Source organism: Actinoalloteichus fjordicus (assembly GCF_001941625.1).
Taxonomy (GTDB): Bacteria; Actinomycetota; Actinomycetes; order Mycobacteriales; family Pseudonocardiaceae; genus Actinoalloteichus_A; species Actinoalloteichus_A fjordicus.
Map to the genome: position 1 here is coordinate 4,372,178 of NZ_CP016076.1, position 25,891 is coordinate 4,398,068.

17 protein-coding genes are annotated in these 25,891 nt (G+C 70.5%); 6 read left to right on the top strand and 11 right to left on the bottom strand.

The features are described 5' to 3' along the window. Positions 1-217: 217 nt before the first annotated feature. Positions 218-1,558, top strand: coding sequence for an FAD-binding oxidoreductase (locus UA74_RS18645; RefSeq protein WP_075741415.1), 1,341 nt, complete (start codon positions 218-220; stop codon positions 1,556-1,558). 562 nt (positions 1,559-2,120) lie between these two features. Here UA74_RS18645 and UA74_RS18650 read toward each other — a convergent pair. Continuing rightward, positions 2,121-3,389, bottom strand: a complete 1,269-nt coding sequence (locus UA74_RS18650) for an RNA polymerase sigma factor (protein ID WP_075743963.1) — start codon at positions 3,387-3,389, stop codon at positions 2,121-2,123. Positions 3,390-4,075: 686 nt separating this feature from the next. Between UA74_RS18650 and UA74_RS18655 the strand changes: the two genes are divergently transcribed. Beyond that, a complete protein-coding gene (locus tag UA74_RS18655) occupies positions 4,076-4,879 on the top strand; it encodes a TIGR03084 family metal-binding protein (protein ID WP_075741416.1) in 804 nt (267 codons plus the stop codon). A gap of 959 nt (positions 4,880-5,838) precedes the next feature. Here the strand turns inward: UA74_RS18655 and UA74_RS18660 are convergent. The 5 genes from UA74_RS18660 to UA74_RS32130 all read right to left on the bottom strand — a co-directional run bounded on the left by UA74_RS18660 (position 5,839) and on the right by UA74_RS32130 (position 14,422). Beyond that, entirely contained in the window at positions 5,839-6,258 is a 420-nt protein-coding gene (locus UA74_RS18660) for an SgcJ/EcaC family oxidoreductase (RefSeq protein ID WP_075741417.1), read from the bottom strand. 390 nt (positions 6,259-6,648) lie between these two features. Further along, a complete protein-coding gene (locus UA74_RS18665; protein ID WP_232237856.1) occupies positions 6,649-7,092 on the bottom strand; it encodes a flavin reductase family protein in 444 nt (147 codons plus the stop codon). Between the two features lie 106 nt (positions 7,093-7,198). After that, positions 7,199-7,675, bottom strand: a complete 477-nt coding sequence (locus UA74_RS18670) for an acyl-CoA thioesterase (RefSeq protein ID WP_075741418.1) — start codon at positions 7,673-7,675, stop codon at positions 7,199-7,201. A 2-nt stretch (positions 7,676-7,677) separates the two neighbouring features. Further along, complete coding sequence (locus UA74_RS18675; RefSeq protein WP_075765013.1) at positions 7,678-13,671, bottom strand: type I polyketide synthase; 5,994 nt, start codon at positions 13,669-13,671, stop codon at positions 7,678-7,680. 607 nt (positions 13,672-14,278) lie between these two features. Beyond that, the gene (locus UA74_RS32130) at positions 14,279-14,422 is read right to left on the bottom strand and encodes a hypothetical protein (protein WP_157442276.1); all 144 of its coding nucleotides are present in this window, start codon (positions 14,420-14,422) and stop codon (positions 14,279-14,281) included. Between the two features lie 27 nt (positions 14,423-14,449). Between UA74_RS32130 and UA74_RS18680 the strand changes: the two genes are divergently transcribed. Further along, entirely contained in the window at positions 14,450-15,496 is a 1,047-nt protein-coding gene (locus tag UA74_RS18680) for a DUF1702 family protein (protein WP_075741420.1), read from the top strand. Positions 15,497-15,962: 466 nt separating this feature from the next. Here UA74_RS18680 and UA74_RS18685 read toward each other — a convergent pair whose 3' ends face one another. The 4 genes from UA74_RS18685 to UA74_RS18700 are packed head-to-tail and all read right to left on the bottom strand — an operon-like array spanning position 15,963 to position 21,334. After that, the gene (locus UA74_RS18685; protein ID WP_075741421.1) at positions 15,963-17,330 is read right to left on the bottom strand and encodes a cytochrome P450; all 1,368 of its coding nucleotides are present in this window, start codon (positions 17,328-17,330) and stop codon (positions 15,963-15,965) included. Further along, complete coding sequence (locus UA74_RS18690; protein WP_075743965.1) at positions 17,327-18,388, bottom strand: enediyne biosynthesis protein; 1,062 nt, start codon at positions 18,386-18,388, stop codon at positions 17,327-17,329. The genes UA74_RS18685 and UA74_RS18690 overlap by 4 nt, the downstream gene beginning before the upstream one ends. Positions 18,389-18,393: 5 nt before the next feature. After that, complete coding sequence (locus UA74_RS18695; RefSeq protein ID WP_075765015.1) at positions 18,394-20,355, bottom strand: CRTAC1 family protein; 1,962 nt, start codon at positions 20,353-20,355, stop codon at positions 18,394-18,396. A 4-nt stretch (positions 20,356-20,359) separates the two neighbouring features. Continuing rightward, the gene (locus tag UA74_RS18700; protein ID WP_075743966.1) at positions 20,360-21,334 is read right to left on the bottom strand and encodes a DUF1702 family protein; all 975 of its coding nucleotides are present in this window, start codon (positions 21,332-21,334) and stop codon (positions 20,360-20,362) included. A gap of 405 nt (positions 21,335-21,739) precedes the next feature. Between UA74_RS18700 and UA74_RS18705 the strand changes: the two genes are divergently transcribed. After that, a complete protein-coding gene (locus UA74_RS18705; protein WP_404799945.1) occupies positions 21,740-22,309 on the top strand; it encodes a DUF5987 family protein in 570 nt (189 codons plus the stop codon). After that, the gene (locus tag UA74_RS18710) at positions 22,306-23,997 is read left to right on the top strand and encodes an FAD-dependent oxidoreductase (RefSeq protein WP_075741423.1); all 1,692 of its coding nucleotides are present in this window, start codon (positions 22,306-22,308) and stop codon (positions 23,995-23,997) included. The genes UA74_RS18705 and UA74_RS18710 overlap by 4 nt, the downstream gene beginning before the upstream one ends. On the opposite strand, the gene UA74_RS18715 is transcribed toward UA74_RS18710, so the two are convergent. Next, a complete protein-coding gene (locus UA74_RS18715) occupies positions 23,965-24,402 on the bottom strand; it encodes a winged helix-turn-helix transcriptional regulator (RefSeq protein WP_075741424.1) in 438 nt (145 codons plus the stop codon). The two genes, UA74_RS18710 and UA74_RS18715, sit on opposite strands and share 33 nt — an antisense overlap. Positions 24,403-24,480: 78 nt before the next feature. On the opposite strand from UA74_RS18715, the gene UA74_RS18720 reads away from it, so the two are divergent. Further along, on the top strand, positions 24,481-25,632 hold the full coding sequence (locus UA74_RS18720; protein WP_075741425.1) for a carboxymuconolactone decarboxylase family protein: 1,152 nt from the start codon (positions 24,481-24,483) through the stop codon (positions 25,630-25,632). Positions 25,633-25,891: the final 259 nt, after the last annotated feature.

Below are 25,891 nucleotides of genomic sequence, written 5' to 3' on the forward strand. Positions count from 1 at the left end.
TGCGCCGACAATGCGCCCGGCCCGATGCGGTCCGCACGCCCGGTGGGGAGGACCTCGGCTCACCACGGCCGGATCGATGAGCAGCGGACTCGTGCCCGGGTCGTCCGACCAGCAACGGAACGTCGAGCCCGGGACGCCGCAAGCGGCCGGCGACCCGCCACCGATCGGCACTCCCCGCATCGGCCTTCCCCTCGATAGTCCACTCAGGAGGAACATCATGGAATCCGACCAGATCAGTGCGTTGGCGTCGGCCGTCGCAGGCGAGGTCGTCGTCCAAGGCGACGACGCATACGAGGAGCTGCGCAACGTCTTCGCCCATCAGGGCAGCCCCGAGGTGATCGTGCGCTGCACCGGCGCCGACGACGTTCGCGCGGCGATCGGATTCGCGCGGGCCCATGAGCTGCCGATCTCCGTGCGCAGCGGCGGCCACAGCAACGCGGGCTTCAGCACCGACCACGGCGGGCTGGTGATCGATCTGTCCCCCGTCGACGAGGTCCGGCTTCTCGACTCGCAGCGCAACGTGGTCCGGTTAGGCAGCGGAGCCCGCTGGGGCAGGGTCGCGAAGGTCCTCGGCGAGCACGGCCTGGTGATCTCCGCCGGCGATACCTCCACCGTCGGCGTCGGCGGGCTGCTGCTCGGCGGCGGCATCGGCTGGCTGGTGCGACGGTTCGGCCTCGCGCTGGACAACGTGGTCGCCGCCGAGGTCGTGACGGCCGCAGGCCACGTGCTGCGGGCGTCCGCGACGGAGAATCCCGAGCTGTTCTACGGCATCCGGGGCGGCGGCGGGAACTTCGGCGTCGTCATCTCCTTCGACGTCCTCGCGCAGGAGTCGGCGGGCGTGCACTTCGGCACCATCAGCTACCCCGCCGAGGAGGCTGCGGACGTCGTGACGGGGTGGGCGGCATACCTGCGCACGGCGGCGGACGAGCTCACCGCGACGGTCGGGGTGTTCCCGCCGTTCGACGGTGTTCCGCCGCCGGTGACCATCACCGTCTGCTACGCCGGGTCGGACACCACAGAGGCGAGGAAGGCCATCGCCCCGCTGTGCGAACTCGGCACCGTGCAGTCGACGGACGTCAGGCCGATGCCCTACGCGGAGGTGCTCGGCGAGCCCTCCCGGCTGCCTGCGGGCTGGCAGCCGATGGTCCGAAGCGCCTTCGCCCCGGTTGCCGACCGAGCGTTCGTCGAGACCGTCCTGAACGGCGCCCGGCAGTTCCCCATGCTGTACGTGGAGTTCCGGAGCATGGGCGGGGCGGTCCGTCGGGTCGCCGAGGGCACCACCGCATTCGCCCACCGGGACGAGGACGTCATGTTCTTCACCACCCACCTCGGTGGCCCGGCCGACCACGACGCGATCCGCCCCGAGTTCGACGAGTTCTGGCGGACACTGGCCCCGTTCAGCACGGGTGCCTACAGCGGCTTCCTGAGCGAGGTGACCGAGGACGACGTGGCAGCGATCTATCCGAGCGCGACCCGCGCGCGGCTGGCGGCGTTGAAGGCGGTGCACGATCCGGAGAACGCGTTCCGGCGCAACCCGAACGTCCGGCCGTCGGCATAACGCCTGCGGTCGGTCGGCAGCTCGCCGAGGCGATGTCGAGGGCTGGTCAGCAGTTTGCACCCAGCGCCGGGACCACGCTGCGCCGGTGCGGCCGGCACGAATCTCGATCGCCGACCGTGCACCGCCAAGACGGCGATGACGCCGCCGACCGAGAGCGCCCGAGCCCGGAACGGGATCGGAGGCGGCCGTGTTCCTCTCCTCAGTTCGCCTGGGTGACGATTCGCCGACGTCCGTTCCCCCGTCCCGCCGCGCAGCCGAACGGGGCAGTCCTGGTCCCACGGCACGGATCTCTTTGGTCCCGGAGAGATCCGTGCCGCGCGTCCGGACTGGAACTGCGAATGGGCTCGGAAGTCCTCCGGCGCGTCCGTGCGGTCGGTGGGGCGCCCGAGGTGCACCGGCCGGCCGCCGAGACGGCGAGACGGCGGAACAGGGCGGCGTCCGACGGCCTGCTCGGCGCCGGATGTCATGTGGGCATCGACGTCGACCGTCGTGCTCGGCCGGGATCACAACACCGGCGGTCCAGTGCGGTCACTCGGTCACCACCGCATCAGAGGTGCGTGGCCTACCGGATTCCGTCGTCGGCCAACCGTTCGGCGCAGCCCGTCAGATAGCGTCGCTCCGGAGCGCTCGTGGTGCGTTCTGCCGCGAGCCGGTAGGCCGCGCGGGCCGCCGCACGATCGCCCGCCGTCTCCAGCAGATGCCCTCGAACCGCAGCCAGCCGGTGGTGCCTCGCGATCCGATCGTCGGAGTCCAGGTGTGCGAGGAGATCAAGACCGGCCTGCGGACCACGCACCATCGCCGCTGCGATGGCGTGGTTCAGGGTCACCATGGGGTTGGGCGCCAGCCGCTCCAACAGTCCGTAGAGCGCGAGGATCTGCGGCCAGTCGGTGTCCTCGGCACACGCCGCTTCGGCATGAACGGCGGCGATGGCGGCCTGAACCTGATAGGGGCCCAGGGGCGGGCGGGCGAGGGCGTCGGTGATCAGTGTGACGCCCTCCGCGATCGCCGCCTGATCCCAGAGGCGTCGATCCTGGTCTTTCAACAGGACGAGGGCACCGTCGGGCCTGGTGCGGGCCGGGCGTCGTGACTCAGTGAGCAGCATCAACGCCAGCAGACCCGCCACCTCCCCGTCCTCGGGTCTCAGGTCCCGCAGGGTCCGGGCGAGTCGGATCGCCTCCCCGGTCAGTTCGGCACGATGCAGATCGGCTCCCGACGAGGCCGCATAGCCCTCGTTGAAGATCAGGTAGAGCACGTGCAGCACGATCGGAAGCCGCTCCGCCTGCTGCGCCGCCGCAGGCAGACGAAACGGGGTCGCGGAGTTCTTGATCCGCTGCCTGGCCCGGCTGATGCGCTGTGCCATCGTCGCCTCGGGGACCAGAAAGCCACGGGCGATCTGGGCCGTGGTGAGTCCACCGACGGCACGCAGCGTCAGTGCCAGCTGCGAAGGCGGCGTCAAGGCGGGATGGCAGCACAGGAACAGCAGCACCAGCGTGTCGTCGCGGTCGCCCGAGGGGTCCTGGTCGGGACCCGGCGCGAACACCTCATCGGCCGGAGTCATCGCGGCGACGGCGATCTCCCGTCTCCGGCGTGCCCGCTCACTACGGTGCTGATCGACAAGCCTGCGCGAGGCGACCGTGATCAGCCAGGCCGACGGCTGCTCCGGCGTTCCCTGCTCGGGCCAGGTGAGCGCCGCATCGAGCAACGCCTCCTGGAGGGCGTCCTCGCAGGCGTCGAACCCGCCGTGTCGGCGGATCAGGGTGCCGAGCACCTGTGGCGTCAGCCGCCGCAGCAACGCGTCGACCTGCTCGGCGTCCGGCGCCCCCGACGGCAGCGCGGGAGGAGCGACCGGCGGCCCGACCCGCGTCGATGCCACTTCGCTCACCCTGCCCACGGCCCCGCGTCCAGGTAGGGCGACCACTCGTGTCATAGCGACCCGCTCGGCCGCGATGCTCTCCCACACCGCACGAGGTGAGCGTGCTGCCGGGCGGCGACGCTGCTCGCAGGCGGGCTCGGCGTGGTCGGACCGACAGAGCCGGGCCGGGTATGTAGGTCCTCGCCATCGAACGGCGGCATCATCTTCTCCTCGTCGAACAGACGGCCGTGTCAGGAGCGACAGGGTCCGAGTTCGGACAGCGCAGCCTGCGGGTCGACTCTGGCGTGCTCACGGGGGTAGCGGCAGGCAGGCGACGACCGCAGCCGGAGCCGGAGACCGGAGAGCATTCTCCGGCGGCTCGGGATGGTCTCCGCCACGCCGCGCTACGCAGCAGCAGGGTACCCGCAACCGATCCGAGGTCGATCGACTTCTTCCGCATTGCCTCGTCGTGGCGCGATACGGGCCGGGCCCCCTGGAGGGCACGTCAGGAGGGGACAGCGGGTCCGTCTGCCAGGCACGCTCGGCCGACGGCGTCGTGACGCGGTGGCCGCGGCGACGCCGCATCAGCTCGACAAGGGCACATCTCGGGCGACCGGACCGCGTCCCCTGCGGTGCGTCGCACCGCACGACGAGAGGACACGAGCGTGACACAGCTTCAGGACGTGATCTCCGCGCTGAGGGCAGAGGCGGACGACGTCGATCGGTTGCTGGTCGATCTCGACGAGGCGGGCTGGGACCGGCAGACCCCGGCTCCCGATTGGACGATCGCTCATCAGATCGCCCATCTCACCGCGACCTTCCGGATGGCGGCAGACGCAGCCGCCGATCAGGCGGCCTTCCGACGAACCACCTCGACGATGGGGGACGACTTCGACGCGGCCGTCTCGAAAGCCCTGGCACCCTACCTGGCGCTCCCGCGAGGCGAGTTGTTCTGCCGGTGGCAGGCACAGCGCGACGCCGCCACCGCCGCGCTCGCGGCCGTGCCACCGGGGCAGACCGTGCCCTGGCTGGTCAACCCGCTGCCCGCCGAGGTCCTCGCGTCGGCGGGGATGATGGAACTCTTCGGTCACGGCCAGGACATCGCCGACACGCTCGGGGTGCATCGTGAGCACACCGACCGAATCAGGCCGCTCGTCGTCTTCGGCGCCCGTACCAGGGACTTCGGTTACCTGGCCCGAGGTCTCACGCCGCCGTCGGAGCAGTTCCGCTTCGACCTGACCGCTCCTTCCGGTGCACTGTGGACGGTCGGCGACGCCGACGCGGCGCAGGTGATCAGTGGTCCCGCCGTCGACTTCTGTCTGCTGGTCAGCCGTCGTCGGCACCGCGACGATCTCTCGCTGGTCGCGCAGGGGGCCGAGGCCGAGCAGTGGCTCGACATCGCCCAGGCCTATCGCGGGCCCGCGGGCGAGGGACGCAGGCCGGGGCAGTTCGCTACGACCCGGCACTGACGCGACGTCGCCGTCGCAGGCTGCGGCGGCGTACCCGGCCGGGCCGCCTGCGTCCCTGCGTGGCCCGGCCTGGTCTCGCTCGCCCCCGCTGTGCAGGTTCCCGCCGAGATCGGTCGGTGGCCAGGCCGACACGTTCCGAGACCGACCGCTGCACAGACAGGAGGCACGACAGCCGAGCATCGCGGGTCCCGGCGGCGGCAGGCCGGCAGGCCGGACACGGAATGGACCACGCGTCTGAGGACCGTGTCAACGGCGGGATCTCCGGCGGACTGCGCGCCGTCGAGCAGCTTGGTCCGGGATATCACCGAGCAGCTGGGTATCAGCCGTTCCCGCACAGGCAACGGGACGAACAGACCTGCCCGCAATTCCCGGCGAACATCCGCCAGGAACGCCTCCACCCCCAGCCGGGCTTGCGAGACAGCTCGTCGATCCCCACCCGGCGAGGCAGGCGGCCTGATCCACCGCGATCACACCAGGGACAACCCGGACGCCTCGACCGCGCAACGGCTCCGAGGAAGAGTCGAGGCCCGAAACAGGCGGGCAGCAGAGGACCGGCGCGGTTCATCCGGACCAGGACCCGTCCGCGCCGTCCGACAGGAGCTACGCGCAGTCCGGGCGGCGATGACCCGTCCTGCCGGACGGGCACCCGATCGACCGAGTGCCCGCATTCAGGACACGCGCCGCACACACCGCGACGGGATCAGTCTATGCGGCTAGGGCGTGGCGACGGACGACTCCGGGCGTGCCAGGGACTCCAGCGCGGCGAACGACGGCATCCATGGTCAGCCATGCCGTCGCCGCCGACTGCCGTCGCCGCCGACGGCGTCTCCTGAAACGCACGCCGTCGACGACGGCGCCGCACAACCATGGAGGCGGTTGGAGGCCTTCGTCTGAAGTCGGGTCGATCGAACCGCGTCACGCGTGACTGGAACGTCACCGTTCGGCGTCACCGGCATGGCTCAGTGCGCGGCGATGGGGGTGTTCTGATAGGCGGTGATGCGCCATTCGTCGTCCTGCTTGACCAACAGCCAGGAGGCACGGACCGCGCGCTCTGGCGCGACCTCGGGCTCCCCCGGTGCCCTGATCCCGCCCCTGGTGAGCACGAGGCAGGTCGTGGGTCCGAGGAACTTCACCGCGACGGGCTCCCCGACGACCCTGGTCCCCTGGAAAGGACCGGCGAACGCGGCGCTCATGAACGCGCCGATCTGCGCCCGGCTCTGGAGGAACACGTCCCCGGGCAGGATCAGGCTGCCGTCCTCGGTGAAGACGTCGGCGAAGGCCGCGCCGTCGTGCGCGGCCCACGCGTCCATGATGCGCTGCGGCAGCCTGCGCACCGCCGCCGTGTCGTCGTCCAAGGTCGTGGAATCGGTGGTCGTCATACCAGAATCCTTCCTATCAGGGATGTTCGGTCGGAGCCGACCGGGTCTCACACCGCACCGGTAGGCATCTTCATCGTCATCGGAGGCCGGGCGGCCGTGCATCTCCGTGGTTGCCGACACCGAGCACCGGCGGTGCACGCTCGTCCAGGTCTGCCGGGTGACCATCGACGGTCCCGGAGCAGCTGACGAGGCCGTCGATGTTCGGGCCGGGTTGCTCACGTCCGAGGACGGCTGTCGCCGTCGGCCGGTGGACGCTCGCCAGGACCAGGACGGAGTCCTCCGTCCGGAGCAGATCCAGTCGCCGTCGGCCTGTCGCTGCGGTGCTGTCGGGGCGACCGCCTCGGCACCGCCCGCCGCACCGTCGTCGCCTGCGGGATGCACGGGCACCGGTCAGCGGTATCCGCCGCCGAAGAACAGCAGTCCGCTGTCGCCCGATCCTCGGGTGGCGGCCAGCACGGCGCCCACGAAGATCGAGTGGTCGCCGCCGGGGAAGGACTCCGTCAGCTCGCACTCCAGCCAGGCGAGCGCCCCGGCGAGCAGGGGCGCACCCGTGCAGGGTCCCGGCAGCCAGTCGACGGCGTCGAACTGAGCGAGGCCTCGCGGTCGGCGGCGGTCGGCGAAGTGGCGGGCGGTGTCCTTCTGTTCCGCCGCCAGCACCGACACGCCGAAACTGCCGGTCGCGGTGATGGCGGCGTGCATCGTGGCGTCGTGCGCCACGCAGCACAGCGCGAGTGGCGGGTGCAACGACACCGAGCTGAAGGCGTTGGCCGTCATCCCGTGGACGTGGTCGCCGCCCACGGTGAGGACCACGACGCCGGTGGCGAACCAGGACATCGCCTCCCGCAGTGCCGCACCGGAGACCAGTCGGGAGTCTCCTGGCGGCGTCTCGTCTGCGGTCGCGGGCAGCATCAGGCCGGTCGTGCGCCTGTCGTCGGACACGTCAGCCTCCCGCCGGGTACGCGGTCGGTCCGACGGCGGCCGGGCGCAGCGCCGGTGTCGCATACTCGGCGAGCGCCGCGCGCAGCTCGCTCGGGACCCGGGCAGGCGCCGTCGCGGTGTTCGGTCCTCGCATGCAGGCGATGCGCTGTCGACCGCGCGCCACCAGGTGCTCCTGCCGATCGATCAGGTGCACGTAGTCGAAGGCGAATTGGATCTGGGTCTGAGTGAGCTCCTCCAGTCGCATGCGCACCGCGAGCTCGTCGAACGCGGTGATCTCGGCGAAGAACTCGCACTCGGCCTTGAGCGTGAACAGCTTGAGATCGTCCCGCAGCTCGGCCAGCACACCGGGGGCCTTCTCCATGAGGAACAGCTCTCGACAGCGTCCCTGCCAGCGCAGATAGTTCACGTAGTAGACGTTGCCGACGAGATTGGTCTCCTCGAAGCCCACGACGTGACGGATCTCGTAGTACCCGGCCATGTTCATCTCCCCTCTCCCACGAGCACGGCGAAGACCACCGGGTCCGGTCGGTCGTCGACGGTGGTGACCCAGGTCGCGATCCTGCTGCGTCCCGACGAGAACACCGTCCAGCCGTCGGGACGGCTCCGGTCGACGGTGAGGGTGATCGACGTCGACCCGGCCTTGCGGGCGCACTCCAGCGCGGCCCACACCCTGGTGCCCGCGACGGACCGGTTCTCGTCCGCCTCGGCGCCCACGAGGTCGCGAACCGCCAGCAGGGCCGGTCCGAGCAGCCCTGCCCAGTCCGCTTCGGAACGTTCGACGGCGGGCTCGACGTCACAGCCCAGCGGTCCGGCCCCGGCGACGACCATGGTCAGGCCTGCACCGTGAGAGGCCGACATCTCGATCGTCGTCCCGGCCGAACCCCGCGCGGTCTCGGGCAGGCCGGGGCCATCCTCGACCACCAGATCCTGAGCGGCATCCAGCCCGTCCTCGATCTCCGGCCGCCCGTCGGGTCGGTGGTGAACCCGCACCCGTCGGTCCAGCGCCCGACTCGCGGCGATCTCGGTCAGCTCCCGTCGCCCGACCACCCGTTCGGCACCGGGACCGGCCGCTCCGCCGTGACCGCCGCCCAGCGGGTCCGGCTCGACGACCACCGAGGGGGCCGAGCCGAGGACCCGCTCCAGGGACCGCTCCAGATGGGAGCCGAGCAGTGCGGGCGCCCACGGGCCCGCGCCGTCGCGTCGGGCGACCGCACGCAGGACCAGTCCCTCCCAGCGCTCCAGAAGGATCCCGTCCGGGTCGCGCAGGTCGAGGTCGTAGGTATGGCTGTCGCCGTCCTGCGACCGCTCGCGGGCGTCGAGCACCACGTACTCGGGGGCCTCGGTGTTCCGGTCGGCCAGGTGCAGTCGCTCGATCCGTTGCGGCAGGAGGGTGGCGTCGGGAACGCAGCACTGGAGGGCGTGCATCGCGGCGTCCCTGGTGCCCGGATCGGCGAGCAGGAGTCGCTGCGGGAGGAACTCGGCGAACCACGCGGCGGTCGGCCGGGTGGACAGCTCCGCGACCGCGTGCCGGGCGGCGGCCCGCCGATAGCGCAGCAGCCGTTGGAATCGCTTGCCCTGGAACAGCACGTCGCCGTACAGCTCGGTGACGGGATCGATCGGCACCGGCGGAAGCTCGGCCGTCCTGGGCGCACCGCCGACCGGACGGTCGCCCCGAGGAACCCGCAGCCTGGCGCGGAAATGGTCCGCGCCGAAACCGGTCTCCGCGCTGCGCAGCACCACGTCGACGGTCTCGGCGTCGACGGCCAGCGCGGCCAGCCGCACGGTCGTCGCTCCGTCGGGACGGACGACCACCGGCCGGAGGAACTCCGCGTCCTCCAGCACCGGTGTCGCTCCGTCGCCGATGAGGGCGGCGGCCACCTGCGCCATGGCCTCCATCCCGATCACGGCGGGCAGCAGCAGGTCGCCCGCCAGGAGGTGATCGGTGAGGTAGGGGTCGCTGCCAGAGGACAGCGTGGTCTCGGTGACCAGCTCGACGCCCTCGTAGTGCACGAGTACCCGGTCGACGAAGCGGAGCAGCGGCGGCTCGCGGCGGCTCAGGGCGAGCGTGGGCAGACCCGACATCCGACCGCCGATCACCAGCACCGGCCCAGCGTCGGGATCGGCGAGGACCTGGCGCAGCATCGCGATGCCGCGCTCGGCAGGGACGGCGGTGACACCCTCCCGGTGCAGGGCCTCCACCACCCCGAGTCGCTCGCCCATCCCCGCCCCGGACCACACCGACCATTCCAGAGCGAGCACCCGAGTGTCCGGATGCTCCTGCTGGAACCGCGCGGTCAACTCGGTCAGCCAGTCGTTGGCGGTGGCGTAGTGCGCCTCGCCGCGCAGGCCCGCCCGGCCGATGACGCTGCCGAAGGTGAGCAGCAGCCGGAGGCGGTCGGCGTCCACCGCAGCCAGGACGGCCCGCAGGCCCGTCACCTTCGGGGCGACCGTCGCGCGGAACTCCTCCTCGGTGAGGCCGGTCAGCGACGAGGGCTCGTTGCGGCCCGCGCCGTGCAGGACCGCCGTCACCGGACCGAAGGCGTGCTCGGCCCGGCGAACGGCGGCGGCCACCTGTTCGGCGGAGGTCACGTCGGCGCGTTCGTAGCGGTGCCGGACGCCCTTGGCCCGCAGCCGTGCGAGGTTCGCGGCGAGTTCGGGATCGCTGTCGGGGTCGGAGCGGCCGAGCAGGATCAGGGCGGCCGAGGAGTCCTCGGCCATGGCGAGCGCGCATTCGGCGGTGATGCCCTTGCCGCCGCCGGTGACCAGCAGGACGTCGGCGGCGTCGAGCACCTCGGGCGGTACCGCGTCGGCGGGTGGCGGGTTCGGCCGGGCGGTGCGAGGCCGGATCGGACGGGCTCGCAGCACCGGCACCCGGCGCATGCCGTCCTCGTCGTAACGCACCTCGGTGAAGCCGGTCGTCGCCGCGACCTCGGCGAGAATCCGGGCCGTCGCCCGATCGAGATCCGCCGGTTCCTCGGATGCGACGTCGGGAAGCTCCACGATCGTCGTGGGCACCGACGGCGCCTCCAGGTGCAGCGTCTTGGCCAGGCCCGAGGCGCCGAGCCGGTGCTGCACCACGACGAAGCGGGTGCCCGGCGGGCCTGCCAGGACGTCGCGGCTCGCGGCCAGCAGCAGCCCGAGATGACGATCGTCGCATTCTGGGGGCAGACACAGCAGGACGCCGTCGCCCAGGCCGGCCTGCGCCAGTGCGTCGCGCGTCGGCGCAGCGAGCGGATGATCCGCCGGAGCGTGGAGGGTCCAGTCGCCCGGGCTCGCCGAGCCCGGGTCGGGCGGGCGCGCGACGGGAGCCTGCTCTGCGACATGGTCGACGGAGAAGGACCGCACCCACGGGCCCACGCCCGCGACCTCGTCGACGACGGCCTCGACCTCGTGCGCCGTCTCGGCGAGGTCGTCGATGAGGGCGGCCAGTTCGCCGAGCCGCACGGTGGCGAAGCTGGGCGCCGAGGTCAGCGGCGGCCTGCCCAGGTCTCGCACGGCCTGATTCACGATCTGGCCGACCGTGATCGAGCTCAGATGGAGATCGTCCAGCGGGTGGGTGTCGGCGGTGATCGTCGAGGGTGGCAGCTCGGCACGCGCCGCAGCCAGACTCCGCAGCAGCTCGAGGGTCGAGGGAGGCGTGTCCGCCTCGGCAAAGTAGTCCGCCGCGCCCGCTGCGATCAGCGACGGGGCATCCACCTCGCCTGCCGGGGCTGCGGCGGACTCGATCGCGCCGACGTCCAGTGCGGGGGCGTCCTCGCAGGGGCTGGCCAGGAACGTCATGGTCCCGTCCGGCGGCAGCGGGCGGATCACCCGGTGCTCGAACAACACCTCGGTGCGCACCGACGCACCGAGCACGAACGCGGCGGCCACCACGGACAGCAGCGGGCGCAGCGAGTCGGCCTCGACGTCGAGGGCGACCGAGGGCACCGCAGGCGTGATCTCCTGGACCAGTCCGGTCAGGACCCGACCCGGTCCCACCTCGATCAGCAGGTCCGCGCCGGCCGAGGCCTCCGCCGCGGCCTGCCGGAACAGCACCGGGCGCACGACCTGGTCACGTAGGAGTGCGGACAGGTCGGTCTCCGGCGTCAGGAGTGTTCCCGTGACGGAGGAGGCCACGGGGCGCCGTACGGACCGGAGGTCGACACCGGTCAGGTACCTCGCCAGCGCCGCCGAGGCGGGCGCGACCAGCGGCGAGTGGAAGGCGTGGGAGACCGCCAGCCGGGTGGCGTCGCGGCCCTCGGCCCGAGCCTTGGCACAGACCCGGTCCACCGCCGTCGCCGGGCCGGAGACGACCGTCTGACGTGGACCGTTGTAGCCGGCGATGACCACCTCCGCCTCGTCCGCGACGAGCCGGGCCGCCTCCTCCTCGGTCGCCGTCAGGCCTGCCATGCCGCCGCCCGTGTGGCTCGCCGTCGCCATGGCGCGGCCTCGGGCGGCGGCCAGCGCGCCGAGGCCGGGCGCGTCGACGGCACCGCCCCAGTGCAGCGCGGTCAGCTCGCCGAGGCTGTGCCCGACGGCGGTGGTCGCCTCGATGCCCAGATCGCGCAGGACGCGCAGCCCGGCCAGCGAGCCCGCGACGATGCGCGGCTGCGCGACCTGAGTCGCAACCGGGTCACCGTCCTCATCCGGTCCGGCGGCGGCGAAGGCCTCGTCCGCCGAGGCGAATCGACGGCGCAGCGCGCCCGCGCCGCCTCGGCCGGAGCCCTGGCCGGGGAACAGGAAGGTAATCCTGGGCTCGGCGGCGGACGCGCCGAGGAAGATGCGGTCGGCGACCGAGTGGACGCGGGTGTGCCCCTCGTCGATCGCCGCGAGGAGCAGGGAGATCCGCTGCTCGGCGTCCGAGGGCGAGTCGGCCACCACGGCCGCCCGGACTCGCAGCCCCTCGGACTCGGCGGCGAGGGCGCCTGCCAGATCGGCCAGCTCCGCGAAGGCCAGCCTGGCCGTCAGGTCGCGGAGCCGGACGAGCCGATCCCGCACGGCGGCCAGATCGGCGCCGTCCACCAGCAGCAGCTCTGTGTCCTGTCTGGCCGCGACCGTCGCCAGGGTGTCCTGATCGACGCCGGGACGCCGAGGGACGGCCCTCGGCTGCTCGACCGCGATGTGGGTGTTGATCCCGCCGAAACCCATGGCCGAGACGCCCGCCCTGATCGGCAGGTCGCCGGGCCAGGTCTCGGCCTCCCTCGGCACGTAGACGGCGGCGTCCGCCGCCAGCAGGCTCGGATGCGGGTGGCGATGTCCCGTCGCGGGCGGGATCACCTGGTGGTGCACGGCGAGGGCCGCCTTGATCAACCCGACGACCCCCGCCGCGGCCTTGGTGTGCCCGATGTTGCCCTTGATGCTGCTCACCGCCGCGGGCTGTGCACCGGGCGACGCGGCGCGCCGGGCGGAGGACAGCGCCTCGATCTCCGTCGCGTCGCCGAGCGCCGTGCCGGTGCCGTGTCCCTCGAAGTAGGAGACCGTCTCCACGCCGTAGCCCGCACGGCCGTAGGCCCGGGACAGGGCCAGGCGGTGTCCGCTCGCCTCCGGGCGGGTGATGCCGCCCTTGCCGTCGGAGGAGACGCCCCAGCCCGCGATGCAGGCATAGATCCGTCGGCCCTGCGCGACGGCGTCCCGCTCCCGCATCAGCACGAGCACGCCCGCGCCCTCACCGGGCCAGAAGCCGTTGGAGTCCCGGTCGTAGACCACCATCTCCCTGGTCGCCAACGCGCCGGTCTTGGCGAATCCGATGACCTCGAACGGATCGATCGACAGGTCCACGCCGCCTGCCAGTGCCACGTCGAGGTCCTCGTCGACCAGCGCCCTCGCGGCGGTGACCACCGAGAGCAGCGAGGAGGAGCAGGCCCCGTCGACGATGTACCCGCCGCCGCCGAGGTCGAAGTGGTTGCAGATGCGGCCTGCGATGGTGTTGGCCAGTCCGCCTGCGAGGGAGTCCTCGTCGACGGCAGGGAACGGCGCCTTGTACTGCCCTTCGAGATCGCGCAGGAACGCGGCGGTGTCCGATTCGGACCAGCCCTTGTCCGTGAGGGCGGCGGCGACGGTGCGCCGGACATAGGGCCACCGCAGCCGCAGGGTGTTCGCGCGCGAGAACTCTCCGGTCAGGCTATTGCCGAGCACCACCCCGGTGGTGGGGCCGGGCAGTCCCTCGCCTCGGGGGAAGCCCGCGTCCGCCAGGGCGGCGGCGGCCACGTCCAACGCCAGCCAATGCGTGAGGTCGGTGGCGCGGTAAGTGCTGCCCGCCACCTGATAGGCGACGCGGTCGAACTCGAAGTCGCGCAGCACGGCCGCCATGGTGGAGTAGAAGCGGTCGGGTGCCTCCGGATCGGGCGACCAGTAGTCGTCGCGGTTCATCCGCTCATTCGGCAGCCGCCGAAAGGCGCGACGACCGGCGAGGACGTTCTCCCACAGTTCACCGGGCGTCGCGGCATCGGGATAGCGGAGCCCGATTCCGACGATTGCGATTCGTTCGCTGCTCATACTTCCCACCGTCTCTGGAACTGACGCCCAGCTTCCGGACCCGCGTGAAGACAGCATCGAACAGCGCGATCCGGCAACCGAACCCAGTAGTGCATCACGGGTGCAACTGCATTTCAGGACTTCACCTTGCCGCCCTGAACTCCGCTTAGTGATCCGATCGTGCAGCAGACGCGCCGCCGCTGTCTTCTCCGATTGTGCGGCACCCAGAGAACGTTATTTTATAACACCGTAATATCTACTTAGATCCTCGTAACGGCATGATAGGACGGCCACACCTCGATTCCACCGATGCGTTCGGCGGCCGCCGTGACGACCGCCCCTTGACCGCGAAGCGGCCCCGATCCCACACGGGTCACTCCGCGCCCGCTGCTCTACAGACCCCTCGATCATTCGGCTGACAGAGCAGGGCGAGCCAGAGCGCATGTTCGAAGTGGATGACGCGGCCGAAAGCGCAACATGCTGGAACGAGCCGCAGATCCGATGCGATGGAGAGCCCGGCAAGTTCGGTGGGAGGCCCGCTGATGTCGTTCACCGATCAGGCTCCCGCTCGGGTGACCCGGCCGTCCGACCGGTTTCGCCCATGTCTCGCGGCTCGCACCCGACTCCGTCAGCCTGCCTCGTCGCAGTACCGGAGCCTGCGCTGCGCCGAGGCAAGCAGGCAGGAGACGCAACGCAGAAGCGTGCGGATCGAGACGGCGAACTCGGCTCGTCCGAGTCGGAGATCACATCCACCGACGATGCGGTCGAGCACCGCACACCGTGGTATTGAGGAGGCGTCATGCCCGCGATTCTCGGTTCCCTGCGCAGACTCGTCCTGGCACCGTCGTTAGCGGATGTCACCTTTGCCCGCCGAGGTTTTCCCGGGCCGCGAACGGAGGTCACCGACCGACTAGAGGCGATCCCGCAGGCCGTGGTCTGCGGATTCGAGTGGGCGATGGAGACGCCGAGAATGTGGGAGATCGAACGCAGGATCGATCTGGTGGAATCCGAGATGCGCGGCTTCGCCTACGAGGGCGCCGCGATGGCGCTCACCGTCCTCGACGCCACCTCGGGCGGTCACCGCACTCGGGACCTGTTGGCCGGACCGGGAGCGCCCCACCTCTTCCTCGCCTATATCGGCATCGGATTCGCGATGACCCGACTCCCCCGGCCGCTCTGGAAGCGGGTACTGCCCGATCTGACCGACGCCTCCCCCTATCACCCGACCATGAGCTGGCTCGTGATCGACGGCTACGGGTTCGATCTGGCCTACTTCCGCCACGAGCGCTGGGTCGAACGGCAGCGGGTGCCTGCCGCGTATCCGTGGCAGGGAACACCCGCCTACTTCCCTCGGGCAGTGGACCAGGGCATCGGTCGGGCCCTGTGGTTCATCCATGGCGGGCGGACGACCGAGGTCGCCGCCGCCGTCGCCCGCTTCGCCGAGCAGCGACACGCCGACCTGTGGAGCGGGGTCGGCCTCGCCGCCACCTTCGCGGGCGGCGGCACGCCGAGCGCGCTGGCAGACCTCCGCGCACACGCGGCACACCACTGGACCGAACTCGGTCTCGGCGCAGTCTTCGCCGTCAAGGCCAGGGCGACGGCGGGCATGCTGCCGCAGCACACTCAGCCAGTGCTCGCCGCCCTCACCGGCAGGACCGTGCCCGAGGCGCTGAGCATCGTGGACGACACCGCCGAGCGAGACACGACTCAGGGGGACATGACCTCGGCTGAGGTCGTGTCGCCCGACGCCGGGGCGTCGTCGGACGTTCCCGCCTACGAACGGTGGCGGCAGCGTATCCGCACCCGGCTGGCCGCTACGCCCCCTGCAAACACCACGCGCGACTGAGCCGAGGATGAGCGCAGACGATGTCGCCGCCACGGGCTCGTCGACTCCACGCGAGCTGCCCGGAAAGGAGTCGCTCCACCGACTCGGTCATTCGCCACATCAACCACTTAATCGCCAGTTCAAACCAGCCGACTCCGGCCGGACATCTTCTTCGTCTCTGAACACATCCGACAGGAACCAACACCTTCGCGCCGACGCACTCTCACCGGTACGTTTCAATCCTGGGGCCGAGTGAACTGAATACCGAAAGCAGTCGCCCCAGACCGCACTGGTCGGCGGTCATCGCCGTTCGCCGTTCGCCATCCGCCGGTCCGGACGGCCCTGCTGGACGCGAGATCGCCACACTGGACAGTCGCAGGCACCGGCGCCGCGTCGGCGTCCGCTGGGTCACGGCGTCCGGTTCGCTCGCGAATCACCGATGGTCTACTCGCCGAAGTGCCTCACCCGTCGAGCGAGGGCCGCCCCTTCAGCCCTCGGAGCGGACCGCCATCTCGAGACCGCCCCGGACCCGCAGCGACAACATCGGCTCCGGCACCACCGGCCTGCCGGGGACCCCGGTCAGTCGCAGCTCCCGCGTGATCATCGCGATCACCAGGACCGCCTCCATCATCCCGAGGCTGCTGCCGACGCAGAACCTCGGGCCTGCCCCGAACGGCAGGTAGGAGTACCGGGACCGATTCGCCTTCTGCTCTGGTGCGAAGCGCTCCGGGCGGAACGTCTCCGAGTCCGCCCAGAACTCGGGGTGCCGGTGCAGCGTGTACGGACAGATCAGCACGTCGGCGCCTGCGGGCACGTGATAGCCGCCCACCTCGTCGTCCTGCTGTGCCGCGCGCGGCAGGATCCACACCGGCGGATACAGGCGCATCGCCTCCTCGATGACCATCGTCGTGTAGACCAGCCGCCGGAGGTCCTCGTGCACCGGCGGCCGGTCGCCGAGCACGTCCACCGCCTCGGCTCGCAGTCGCGCGCCGACCTCCGGATGGCGGTCGATCAGGTGCAGGGTCCAGCCGAGGGTGCTCGCGGTGGTCTCGTGCCCGGCGAGCAGCAGGGTCACCACCTCGTCCTGCATCCGCCTGCGCCCGACCTCGGGGTCCGCCTCCCGTCGGGTCGACTCGATCAACCGCGTGAGCACGTCGTCACCGTCCACCTGCCGGGTCGCGATGCGATCGGTGACGAGCCGGTCGACCACTCGATGCAGCTCGGCACGGGCCCGGCGGAAGCGGCGTTGCCGAGGCAGCGGAACCCAGGTCGGCACCATGCTCATCGACACCATCTCGAACATGGCCTGGTCCTGCACCGCCTCGAACGAGTGGCCGACCGCGTCGAAGGCGCCGAGGTCCGAGTCGAGCAGTGCGCGGCCGAGCACCCCGAGGGTGAACACGGTCATCTCGTCCAGGACCTCGACCGGTTCGCCGCCCGCCCTGGACCGCAGGCGGGCGACGAGCTTGGCCGCCTCGTCCACGACGATCCCCGTCTGACCGGTGATCCGCCGATGCTGGAACGCAGGCTGGATCACCTTGCGCTGCGTGCGCCACAGTTCGCCGTCGCTGGTCAGCAGGCCGTCGCCGAGCGCCCGACGAGCCTGGACGAGCCCGATTCCCTTGTGGTAGTTCGCGCTGTTGTCCGCGAGGACGTGCTTGGCGTGATCGGGATGGTTGAAGAAGTACAGCGACTTCGGGCCGATCGACAGTTTCGATGCGTCGCCGTACCTGGCGGCGGCCGAGGACATCAGCCCCAGTCGGTCCCCCGCCAGGCTCCTGAGCATGGCCAGGGTCGCCGAACGCGGCGGACCCGGCGGGGTGCGGCCGATCGGGGCGGAACGAGAGGGTTTCATCTGCGCACGACCTCGTTCTCGTGCTGCGGAACAACTGCCTCGGCGGAGGTCGACGGCACAGCGGCCCGTGCGCCCTCGGCAGAATCGCCTGCGCCCGGCTCGACGATCTCGCGCTGCTCCTCCTGCGCGGCCGCGCGACGTTGTTGCGCCTCGAACTGCTCCCGCGCCTGGTCCGTGTAGTGCAGTGCCCAGAGGAAGCAGCCTCGGACCAGGCACACGATCGCCGTGGCGAAGAAGATCCCGTAGGCGATGTGCATCGCGGTCAGGACGCCGTAGGCGACCGCCACTCCCCCGCCGAACGCGATCTGTGCACCGGGTCGAGACGGCGTGGTGCCGGGATCGGTGATCATGTAGTTGGTGAACAGGATGAACGCGATGCCCGTCATGGTCGCCAACGCACCGGGGATCGAGGTGCCTTCCAGGATGCCTCGGACGACGGCCTGCAACGCGAAGCCGCCGACCCAGCCTGCGATGAGCCACATCCGCCCGGTGAGTTTTCCGTTGATCATGGTGCCGCCGAGGATGATCACCGCCGGGATCAGCCAGTCGATCCAGCCGTCCACGTGTTCACTGAAGTGGTACGGCGGTGCGATGCTGCCCCACGGGAACAACAGCAGGATGACGGCGATGCCGAAGTTCGACGGGTTCATGAAGTGCCGCAGCCTGCCGCGCACCGGGGCCCGCAGGATCCATTTGGCGCCCACCGCGACGAGCACGCCGAACATCATCACGAACACCTGATCGTTGACGTAGATCAGCATGTTGAGCGCCAGGCTCGTGATGTGCGCCGGATAGAGGAACTCCACCAGGCCACGCAGGCCGTTGCCCGCGTACCGGGGTACTCGGTTCTCCGACCTCGCGGCGATCCATTCCAGACCGATCTCGACCGTGTAGCCGGTGGCAAGCGCGATGAACGGCCACAGCCAGGGTTGCTCGAAGCCCAGAACCGTGTATCCGAGCAGGTTGAAGATCGTGATCGAGATGGCGAACCGGCGCAGCGCCGTGATCACCTTCGTGTCGTGTCGTGGCGGGGAGGCCGCCTTCTGCCGCGTTGCCATGTCCGTCACCTCTCCTGCGTGGTCGTGCCGAGCTGGAGCGAGTGCCAGCCGGGTTCGAGCCTGAGGTTCTCCTCCCGCACCTGGCCGGTGCGGTCCCGCCATTTCAGGTTCACGTCCAGCGGGCCGGTCACGCCCGAGCCGAGCCCGATGTGGGCCTCGTGGCTGCGCTTGCCGGAGTGGCCGCTGCCGCCGTCGACCCTGGTGATGAACCGCCTGCCGTCCTCTCTCGTCACGGCGATCTGTGCGCCGACCACGGGCGATCCCGGCGCGGCGAGGTCGCCCGGCGACGGCTCCGCGTCGTGGGTCAGCCGCAGCCCGAGGAAGGCGTCCTCGGACGGGCTGGTGTTCTGATAGAACAGCGGCTCGTCCCACTGCCGGCCGATGGCGAAGTCGAGCAGTCCGTCGCCGTCCGAGTCGCCGGTGGCGATTCCCCTGGTCGGTACCGGGATCGCCAGGCCGAGCTCGTGCGACAGATCGACATAGCGCCCGTCGTCGTTCTTCACGAAGAAGGCCATGTGCTGATCCCCGGCGAGGTCGTCGCCCTCGGTGATCCGGGGCCAGGCCATCGGATTGCTCAGCAGCTGGTCGTTGGCGGTGGCGAGCTCTTGGAGCTGCGGCCAGCGGTTGGTCCGGCCCTTCACGAAGCCGGTCGCCTGCGCGACGACGAGGTCGCCGCTGTTGTCGAAGTCGGCGATCTTGGCGTCCCAGCCCCAGCCGGACCAGGCCAGGCCCAGCGGCGCGCTCTCGTCGGTCCACGGTGCCTCGCCGGACTGGAGGCGGGCCCGCAGCTCGGCCGGGTCGTCGGCGTCGCTGACGAAGGCGAAGTGGCTCTCCTCGATGCCGAAGGAGGTGGTGATGTTGCTGACGAACATGTCGTACATGCCGTCGCCGTCGAGATCGCCGAAGTCGATGCCCATGCCCTTGAAGGAGTCCAGACCCACGTGTTTCGACTTGGGCACCATCGGCTTCCTGGCGCCCTCGACGACGGCGAACCTGATGTCGCCCGGCGTGGACCGGTTGTAGAGCAGGCGGTCCGGACCGAAGTCGTTGCCCACGTACAGCTCCGGGAGCAGGTCGCCGTCCACGTCGTTGGCGCCCGCGGCCAGCGCCCAGCCCTTGGAGACGTCGTCGGGCAGCACGTCCTCGAGCAGTTCGAACGTGACCTCGGGCTCGTCGCCCCCGGTGACGCCGGTCCAGCGAAGGAAGTAGTCCTCGCCGCCATTGAAGGCCTGCGACATGGAGTGGTTCATCTGCACGCCGCCGCTGATCGAGTCGTCGAGCACCGGCCCGTGCGGGAAGTAGTTCCCGACGAAGACGTCCAGGTGACCGTCGCCGTCGAAGTCGTCGACCGCCACCGTGTTGGTGTTCCACTGCGGGCCGTCGTACACCTCGCCCTGTCTGCCGGGGACCATCTCGGTCGCGCGGTAGGCCTCGGGCCCCAGCACGGTGGCGTCCGGATCGGCCAGGTAGAGGATCGGCGTGCGACCCCACAGATAGACGAGTAGATCCAGCCTGCCGTCCTCGTTGAAGTCGCCGGGAACGCAGCCCATCGGGGCCATCACGTCGTTCATCGGCAGGTCGCCTGGATCGAGGACGAAGGGCTCGTAGCGATCGGATCGCTCGTCAGGGACGGGCGTCACGATCACCTCGTCGACCCGAGGATCGGTGAGGCACAGGTCGTTGGCCAGGCCGTCGCCGTCGAGGTCGTTCATGGCGACCGACGCGCCCACCGACGAGATCCAGGCGTCGATGTGGCGGTAGTCCTGATTCACTCGGCGGATGGTCTGCTGCGGCAGCCCGCTGGGCAGCGCGATGGACTTGGGCTCGAACCCGTAGCTCGATGCCAGCTCCTCGAGTTCGGCGGCCGAGGAGGTGGGGAGGCGGACGACGACGAACGTCGCCGCGATGAGTGCCAGTGCGACCACGCCTGCAAGCTGCCTGCGCATCATCTTGACGATGGACGACATGTGTTCACGACCTTCCCAGCGAGACGAACTCGTCGGCGATGCGTCGCCGCCACACCTCGAAGGCGGGCAGGGCACCGGACACCGGTTGTTCTGGACGCGCCGTGCGCGAGACGGCGGCGGCGCCCTCGGGATCGGCGGCGCAGAACATCCGGGTGGCGAGCCCCGTGTGCTCGACCACCAGTCCCGCCCGGACCCTGGCCTCCGCCGCGAACGCCGAGCCCTGCGCGACCTGCGGCCGGTACTCGCCCGAGCGATCGGCGAACACCCGAAGCTCGTCCTCGTCTGCCCCGCCGAGATACGTGGCGGCCAGCCCCGCGCCGCTGTACAGATCGGACCGGCGATCGGCCGGGAAGGCGTCGATCAGGTCGGCGACGCGAGCGGCGTCGGTGCCGCCGACGAACCAGAGCGCCCGGCCGATGCCCTGATCGACGACGTTGTCGGCATAGGGCAGCGGCGCGCCCACCGGCCAGGGGAGACGGGGCTCCCTGAACTGCTCGTGGACGTAGCGCCGGGTGTGGAAGTACGCCTGGTGGAACCCGTAGCCGTCGAGCACCAGCCAGCTCAACAGCGGATCGGGCGGGATCAGCCGGGCCCACCGGAACCTCGGGACCCTGGCCATCGCCCAGCCCACCCCGATGTAGGCCATGTAGACGTGCTCGCCGCCCCGGCCCGCGAGGAGGCGCTCGACATGTCGGCCGCCGCCCAGCGGCAGCGCGTCGAGCATGGCGCAGCCCATCGCGGCGCCCTCATAGGCGAAGCCCCGGAAGAACGTCGGCAGCGTCTCCAGCCGGGCCTCGACCTCGGGGACGGAACGGGACTCCACGGCGTGGGCATAACCGGTGAGGAACATCCGGCCCACCGTCTCGATCAACTCGCGTGCCTCAGGAGACTTCTCGTGAAAGCCACGGGTGCCGAGTTCCGTCTCCGACACGTTCGGTGTCAGAACCCGGCGCCTGATTCTCCGAAATACTGTGCTCAACGTGCTCTCCTTCAACCGGATGAGTCGGCGTACACCTGCCAGCGCCGGTTGATCCGACCATCACAGCATCCGCAGATCCCGGCTACTCCTTTCGTGCGCAGGCATCGCATCCGAAGGGGAGCCGCAGTTTTCGCCTAATCGATGCGCATTGGAGAAGATGCGCGGTGGCGGTGGCCGACGGACGATGAGTCCTATTCCGAGGCCGGGGCCGTGACAACGGGTGATCACGAGTCGACAGCCGGGCGGAGGCGGCCGTGACGCTGCTACCCGGAATAGCTCCGACGTCCGCTGTCGACCAGTCGATTGCATGAACGAACGGACCAGTGAAAGGCGATTCGCCGCCGCGTAGTACCGAGCTGGATCGCGCTCTCCTCGGCTCTCGCGGACCACGGAGGAGGAGATGGTGTGACGCCCGAGAAGTGGACTGTGGAACAGATCACGACGACGACCATGGAGGCGTTCGCGGACACGATCGTCCCCGGCGAGAAACGGTCGCCCGACGACCTGGCCGTGGCGGGAGTCGCCAGCGGCGGCGGCGCGGTCGCCTCGGGCGCACTCGAGCTCCTGAGCGACCCGGCAAGCGGATTCGCGACGGCGCTGGAGGCGCTGGCGGGCCTGCTGAACGACCACGCGGGCCGCTTCGCCCTGGAACACGGTCGGGAGCTCGACGACGCGGTGCCCGCCTTCGTCGCGCTGCCCTATGCCGACCGGGCCGCCCTCATGCTGCGGCTGACCGCGCCGGACAACGGCGAGCGAGACGGTTGGGTCGCGCTCGCGATGCTCAGCAACATGGCCTTCGACACCGCAGCGCACCTGCACACCGCCGACGCCTTCGCCCGTGAACACCCCGGACTGTCGATCATCGGCTACGCCCGCCCCGACACCGACGGCCTCTGGCGTTTCCGGGACCACAGCTACGGCGGCACGCCCGCCGCCACCCACCCCGACACGAGCCCCTCAGGGAGTCCGGCATGACCAGCATGGAGCGCACCGACGTCCTCGTGATCGGCAGTGGATTCGGCGGCGCCGTCACCGCGTATCACCTGGCGGCGGGCGGGGCGAAGGTGGTGGTGCTCGAACGCGGGCCCTGGTTGCAGGGCACCGACTTCGACCACGACTTCAAGCTCGGCTCCTCCTACACCAGGGTGTTCGACTTCGTCGTCGGTGACGGAATGAGCCTGCTGAGCGGCAACTGTGTCGGGGGCGGCAGCGTCGTGTACTTCGCGGCGATGCCGAGAGCCCCCCGCTTCGCCTTCGAACGCCACGGCGGCATCGGACGCCGCATGTGGCCCGCCGCGATCACCCGAGACAGCCTCGACCCGTGGTACGACCGGGTCTGCGAGGCGCTGCCGGTGACCAGGCAGACCTGGGACGACGTCAGCTACGCAGGCGGGCTCTTCGGTGCGGCCTGTTCGCATGCGGGCCGCACCGCCAATCCCGTGCCGATCGCCATCGACACGACGCTGTGCACCAACTGCAACTGGATGATGGCAGGCTGCCGTTTCGACGCCAAACGGTCTCTGCTGCTGAACTATCTGCCCGCCGCCGTCGCCCACGGCGCCGAGATCCGACCGCTGCACGAGGTCCAGCGTCTCGCCAGGAACGAGGACGGCGGCTACCGCGTGCACTACGACACGATCGACGCCGAGGACTACCGGATCACCACCGGCAGCGGCACGATCGACGCCGCGATCGTCGTGCTCGCGGCGGGTGCGGGCGCGACGCCGACGATCCTGCAACGCTCCGAGGCGACGCTCGGCCCGATGCCGCACGCGGTCGGACGCTACTTCTCCGGCAACGGGGAGCGGCTCAACACCGCCGTCATCGACGAGGATCGCGCGGGGGAGCTGTTCGACCTCTCCCGGCCGGACGGCCGGGTCTACGCGGCGAACCAGATCGGCCGAGGACCTGCGGTGGCGAGCTGGGACGACCTCGACGGCACCCGGCCCGAGTATTCCCGTTTCTCCCTGGAGCAGCTCTACTTCCCGCCCGGCCTCGGCACGATCCTGGCGCAGACGCCGGACCCGACGGGTGCCACCTGGTTCGGTCCGAAGAAGAAGGAGCTGCTGCGCCGCTGGCCGTCGTGGCTCACGATCTTCGCGATGACCGAGGACGACAACGAGGGTGTCTTCGGGGCGCCACCGCCCACCGGCAACGCTTACCGGATCTCCCAGCAGATGCTGGGCCGGGGCACCATCAGCTACCGGCCGACGGCGAACACCCTGCGCGGCTGGGCGCAGTCGGACGCGGAGATCAAGCGGATCATGGAGAAGGACGGCCTGTCGACCGTGATGCCCTGGACCAACGACGTCGTCGGGGCCTACACCGTCCACCCGCTGGCATCGTGTCGCCTCGGTGACGATCCGGCGACCTCGGCACTGGACGACCGACACGAGCTGCGCGGGCATCCGGGCATCTTCGTCACCGACGGCTCCGCGGTGCCCGGCGCGTTGACGGTCAACCCGGCGCTGACCATCGCGGCGCTGGCCGAGCGCGCCGTCCCCGGCATCGTCCGCGCGGCCCGCGAACGCGGCGTTCCGGTGACCTACGGCGCTCCGTCGCCGGACGGGGCGACGAGCGGGCGGACCGCGACGGCGTCCTCGGCCGCCCTGCTGCTCGGCGAGACCGGCTCAGCGCGGCCGGGTGGTCACGTCGCCGGGTGAGACCGGGCGACCGCAGGTCTCACAGTTCAGCATGGTCACCACGTGGCCGCCGCACACGACGTGCTCGGTGACGCGAGGCGGGCCCGACTCGTCGGAGAGATGTCGATCGCCCCATTCCATCAACGCCGTGAGCAGAGTGGCGAGTTCCCGTCCCTTGGCCGTGATGCGGTACTCGTGCCGCACCGGCCGATCCTGATACTGGACCCGATTCAGCACACCGTGAGCCACCAGGCGATTGAGGCGATCGGTCAGGACGTTCCTGGCGATCGCGAGGTGATCGAGGAATCGATCGAACCGGGTCACCCCGTGCAGTGCCTCTCGGACGACGAGCAGGGTCCAGCGTTCGCCCACCACCTCCAGAGTGCGGGCTACCGAGCAACGCTGGTCGTACGTCCGTCGCAGCACTAGATCGATGCTAACAATGGTCGAGGATCTCTCGCTGTCGCACCAAGTGAGTTGCTTGACGAAACTAAGGAGGCGACGATGGCCGGAGCACTCATCCGATCGGCCTTACGCAGATCATTGAGCCGGACGAGACACGTCAGTCCGGTTCGGCCGTCCGCCGCCGTCGGCCTGGTCGCCGACGTCTACCGGGAGGTGGAGCGAGACTTCGGGCTGCTGGCACCGCCGATCGCGCTGCACTCCCCCTCCCCGACCGTCCTGGCCGCGTCCTGGGTGCTGCTCCGCGAGACGCTGCTGGCCGCGGGACTCGTCGACCGGACCGCCAAGGAGGCGGTCGCGGCGGCGGTGTCACTGAGCAACACCTGTCCGTACTGCGTGGAGGTGCACAGCACGACCCTGCGCGGGCTGGGGGCAGGCACGACGGGAGAGGCCATCGCCGCCGATCGACTGGCCGAGGTCGACGACGATCGTCTAGGACGCATCGCCGAATGGGCCCGCACGGCCGGGACCGCGCCGGAGCCTCCTGGGCACCCCGTCCCGTTCCCCGCCTCCCACGGACCCGAGCTGATCGGCGTCGCGGTGGCGTTCCACTACGTCAATCGGGTCGTCAACGTGTTCCTCGACGAGTCCGCCCTGCCCGGGACGAGTCCCGGCCTGCGTGCCGGGCTGGGCAGGATGCTCAGCCGGTACCTCGGCGCCACCGCGGGCGGGCGATGCGAGCCGGGCCGGTCGCTCCCGCTGCTGCCCAGGGCACCGCTGGCACCGGACCTGTCGTGGGCCGCAGGCGCCCGGTCGACGGCCGACGCACTGGCCCGCGCCGCCGCCGAGATGGACCGGGCGGGCGTCAGATCCGTGCCCGAGCCCGTGCGGGCACTCGTCGTCGCCGAGCTGACCGCCTGGCGCGGCGAGCCGCGCGGGCTGAGCCGCGCCTGGGCGCTCGACCGCGTCGCGGACCTGCCGAGAACGGCCCGACCCGCCGGGCTGCTGGCGCTGCTCGTCGCCTTCTCCTCCTACCAGGTGGACACGTCGGTGGTGGCAGGCCTGCGGCGACACGGCGCCGACGACGCCACGATCGTCGACGTCGTCGCCTGGGCGAGTTTCGCCGCCGCCCGGCGGGTCGGCTCCTGGATGAACGACGGCATCGACGTCTCGCGGGACCCCGCCGATCGATCGGGTGCCCGCACGCAGCGGCAAGGCCGGGCGGGGAGCACGAACGACCGCGATGCACACTGACGCACGAACATCGCAACGCGGCGGACACAGTGCGCACTCTCAAAGAAGAGGCCTCTCGCAGAATGCGCACTGCGGTCCGAAAAGTGGCCGAGTACTTCATTTCCGCAGTCCGACGAGACTACGGTGAGACGAGCCGATGAGAACGTCGGCCTATTCGTCGAAAGCGCTCGATCGACCGAACACAGCCGATCGAAGGCCGCCATCCGAATCGGCTTCGATGCGGTGCGAACATGGTCGGCGGTGAGGCAAAGTCGCAACC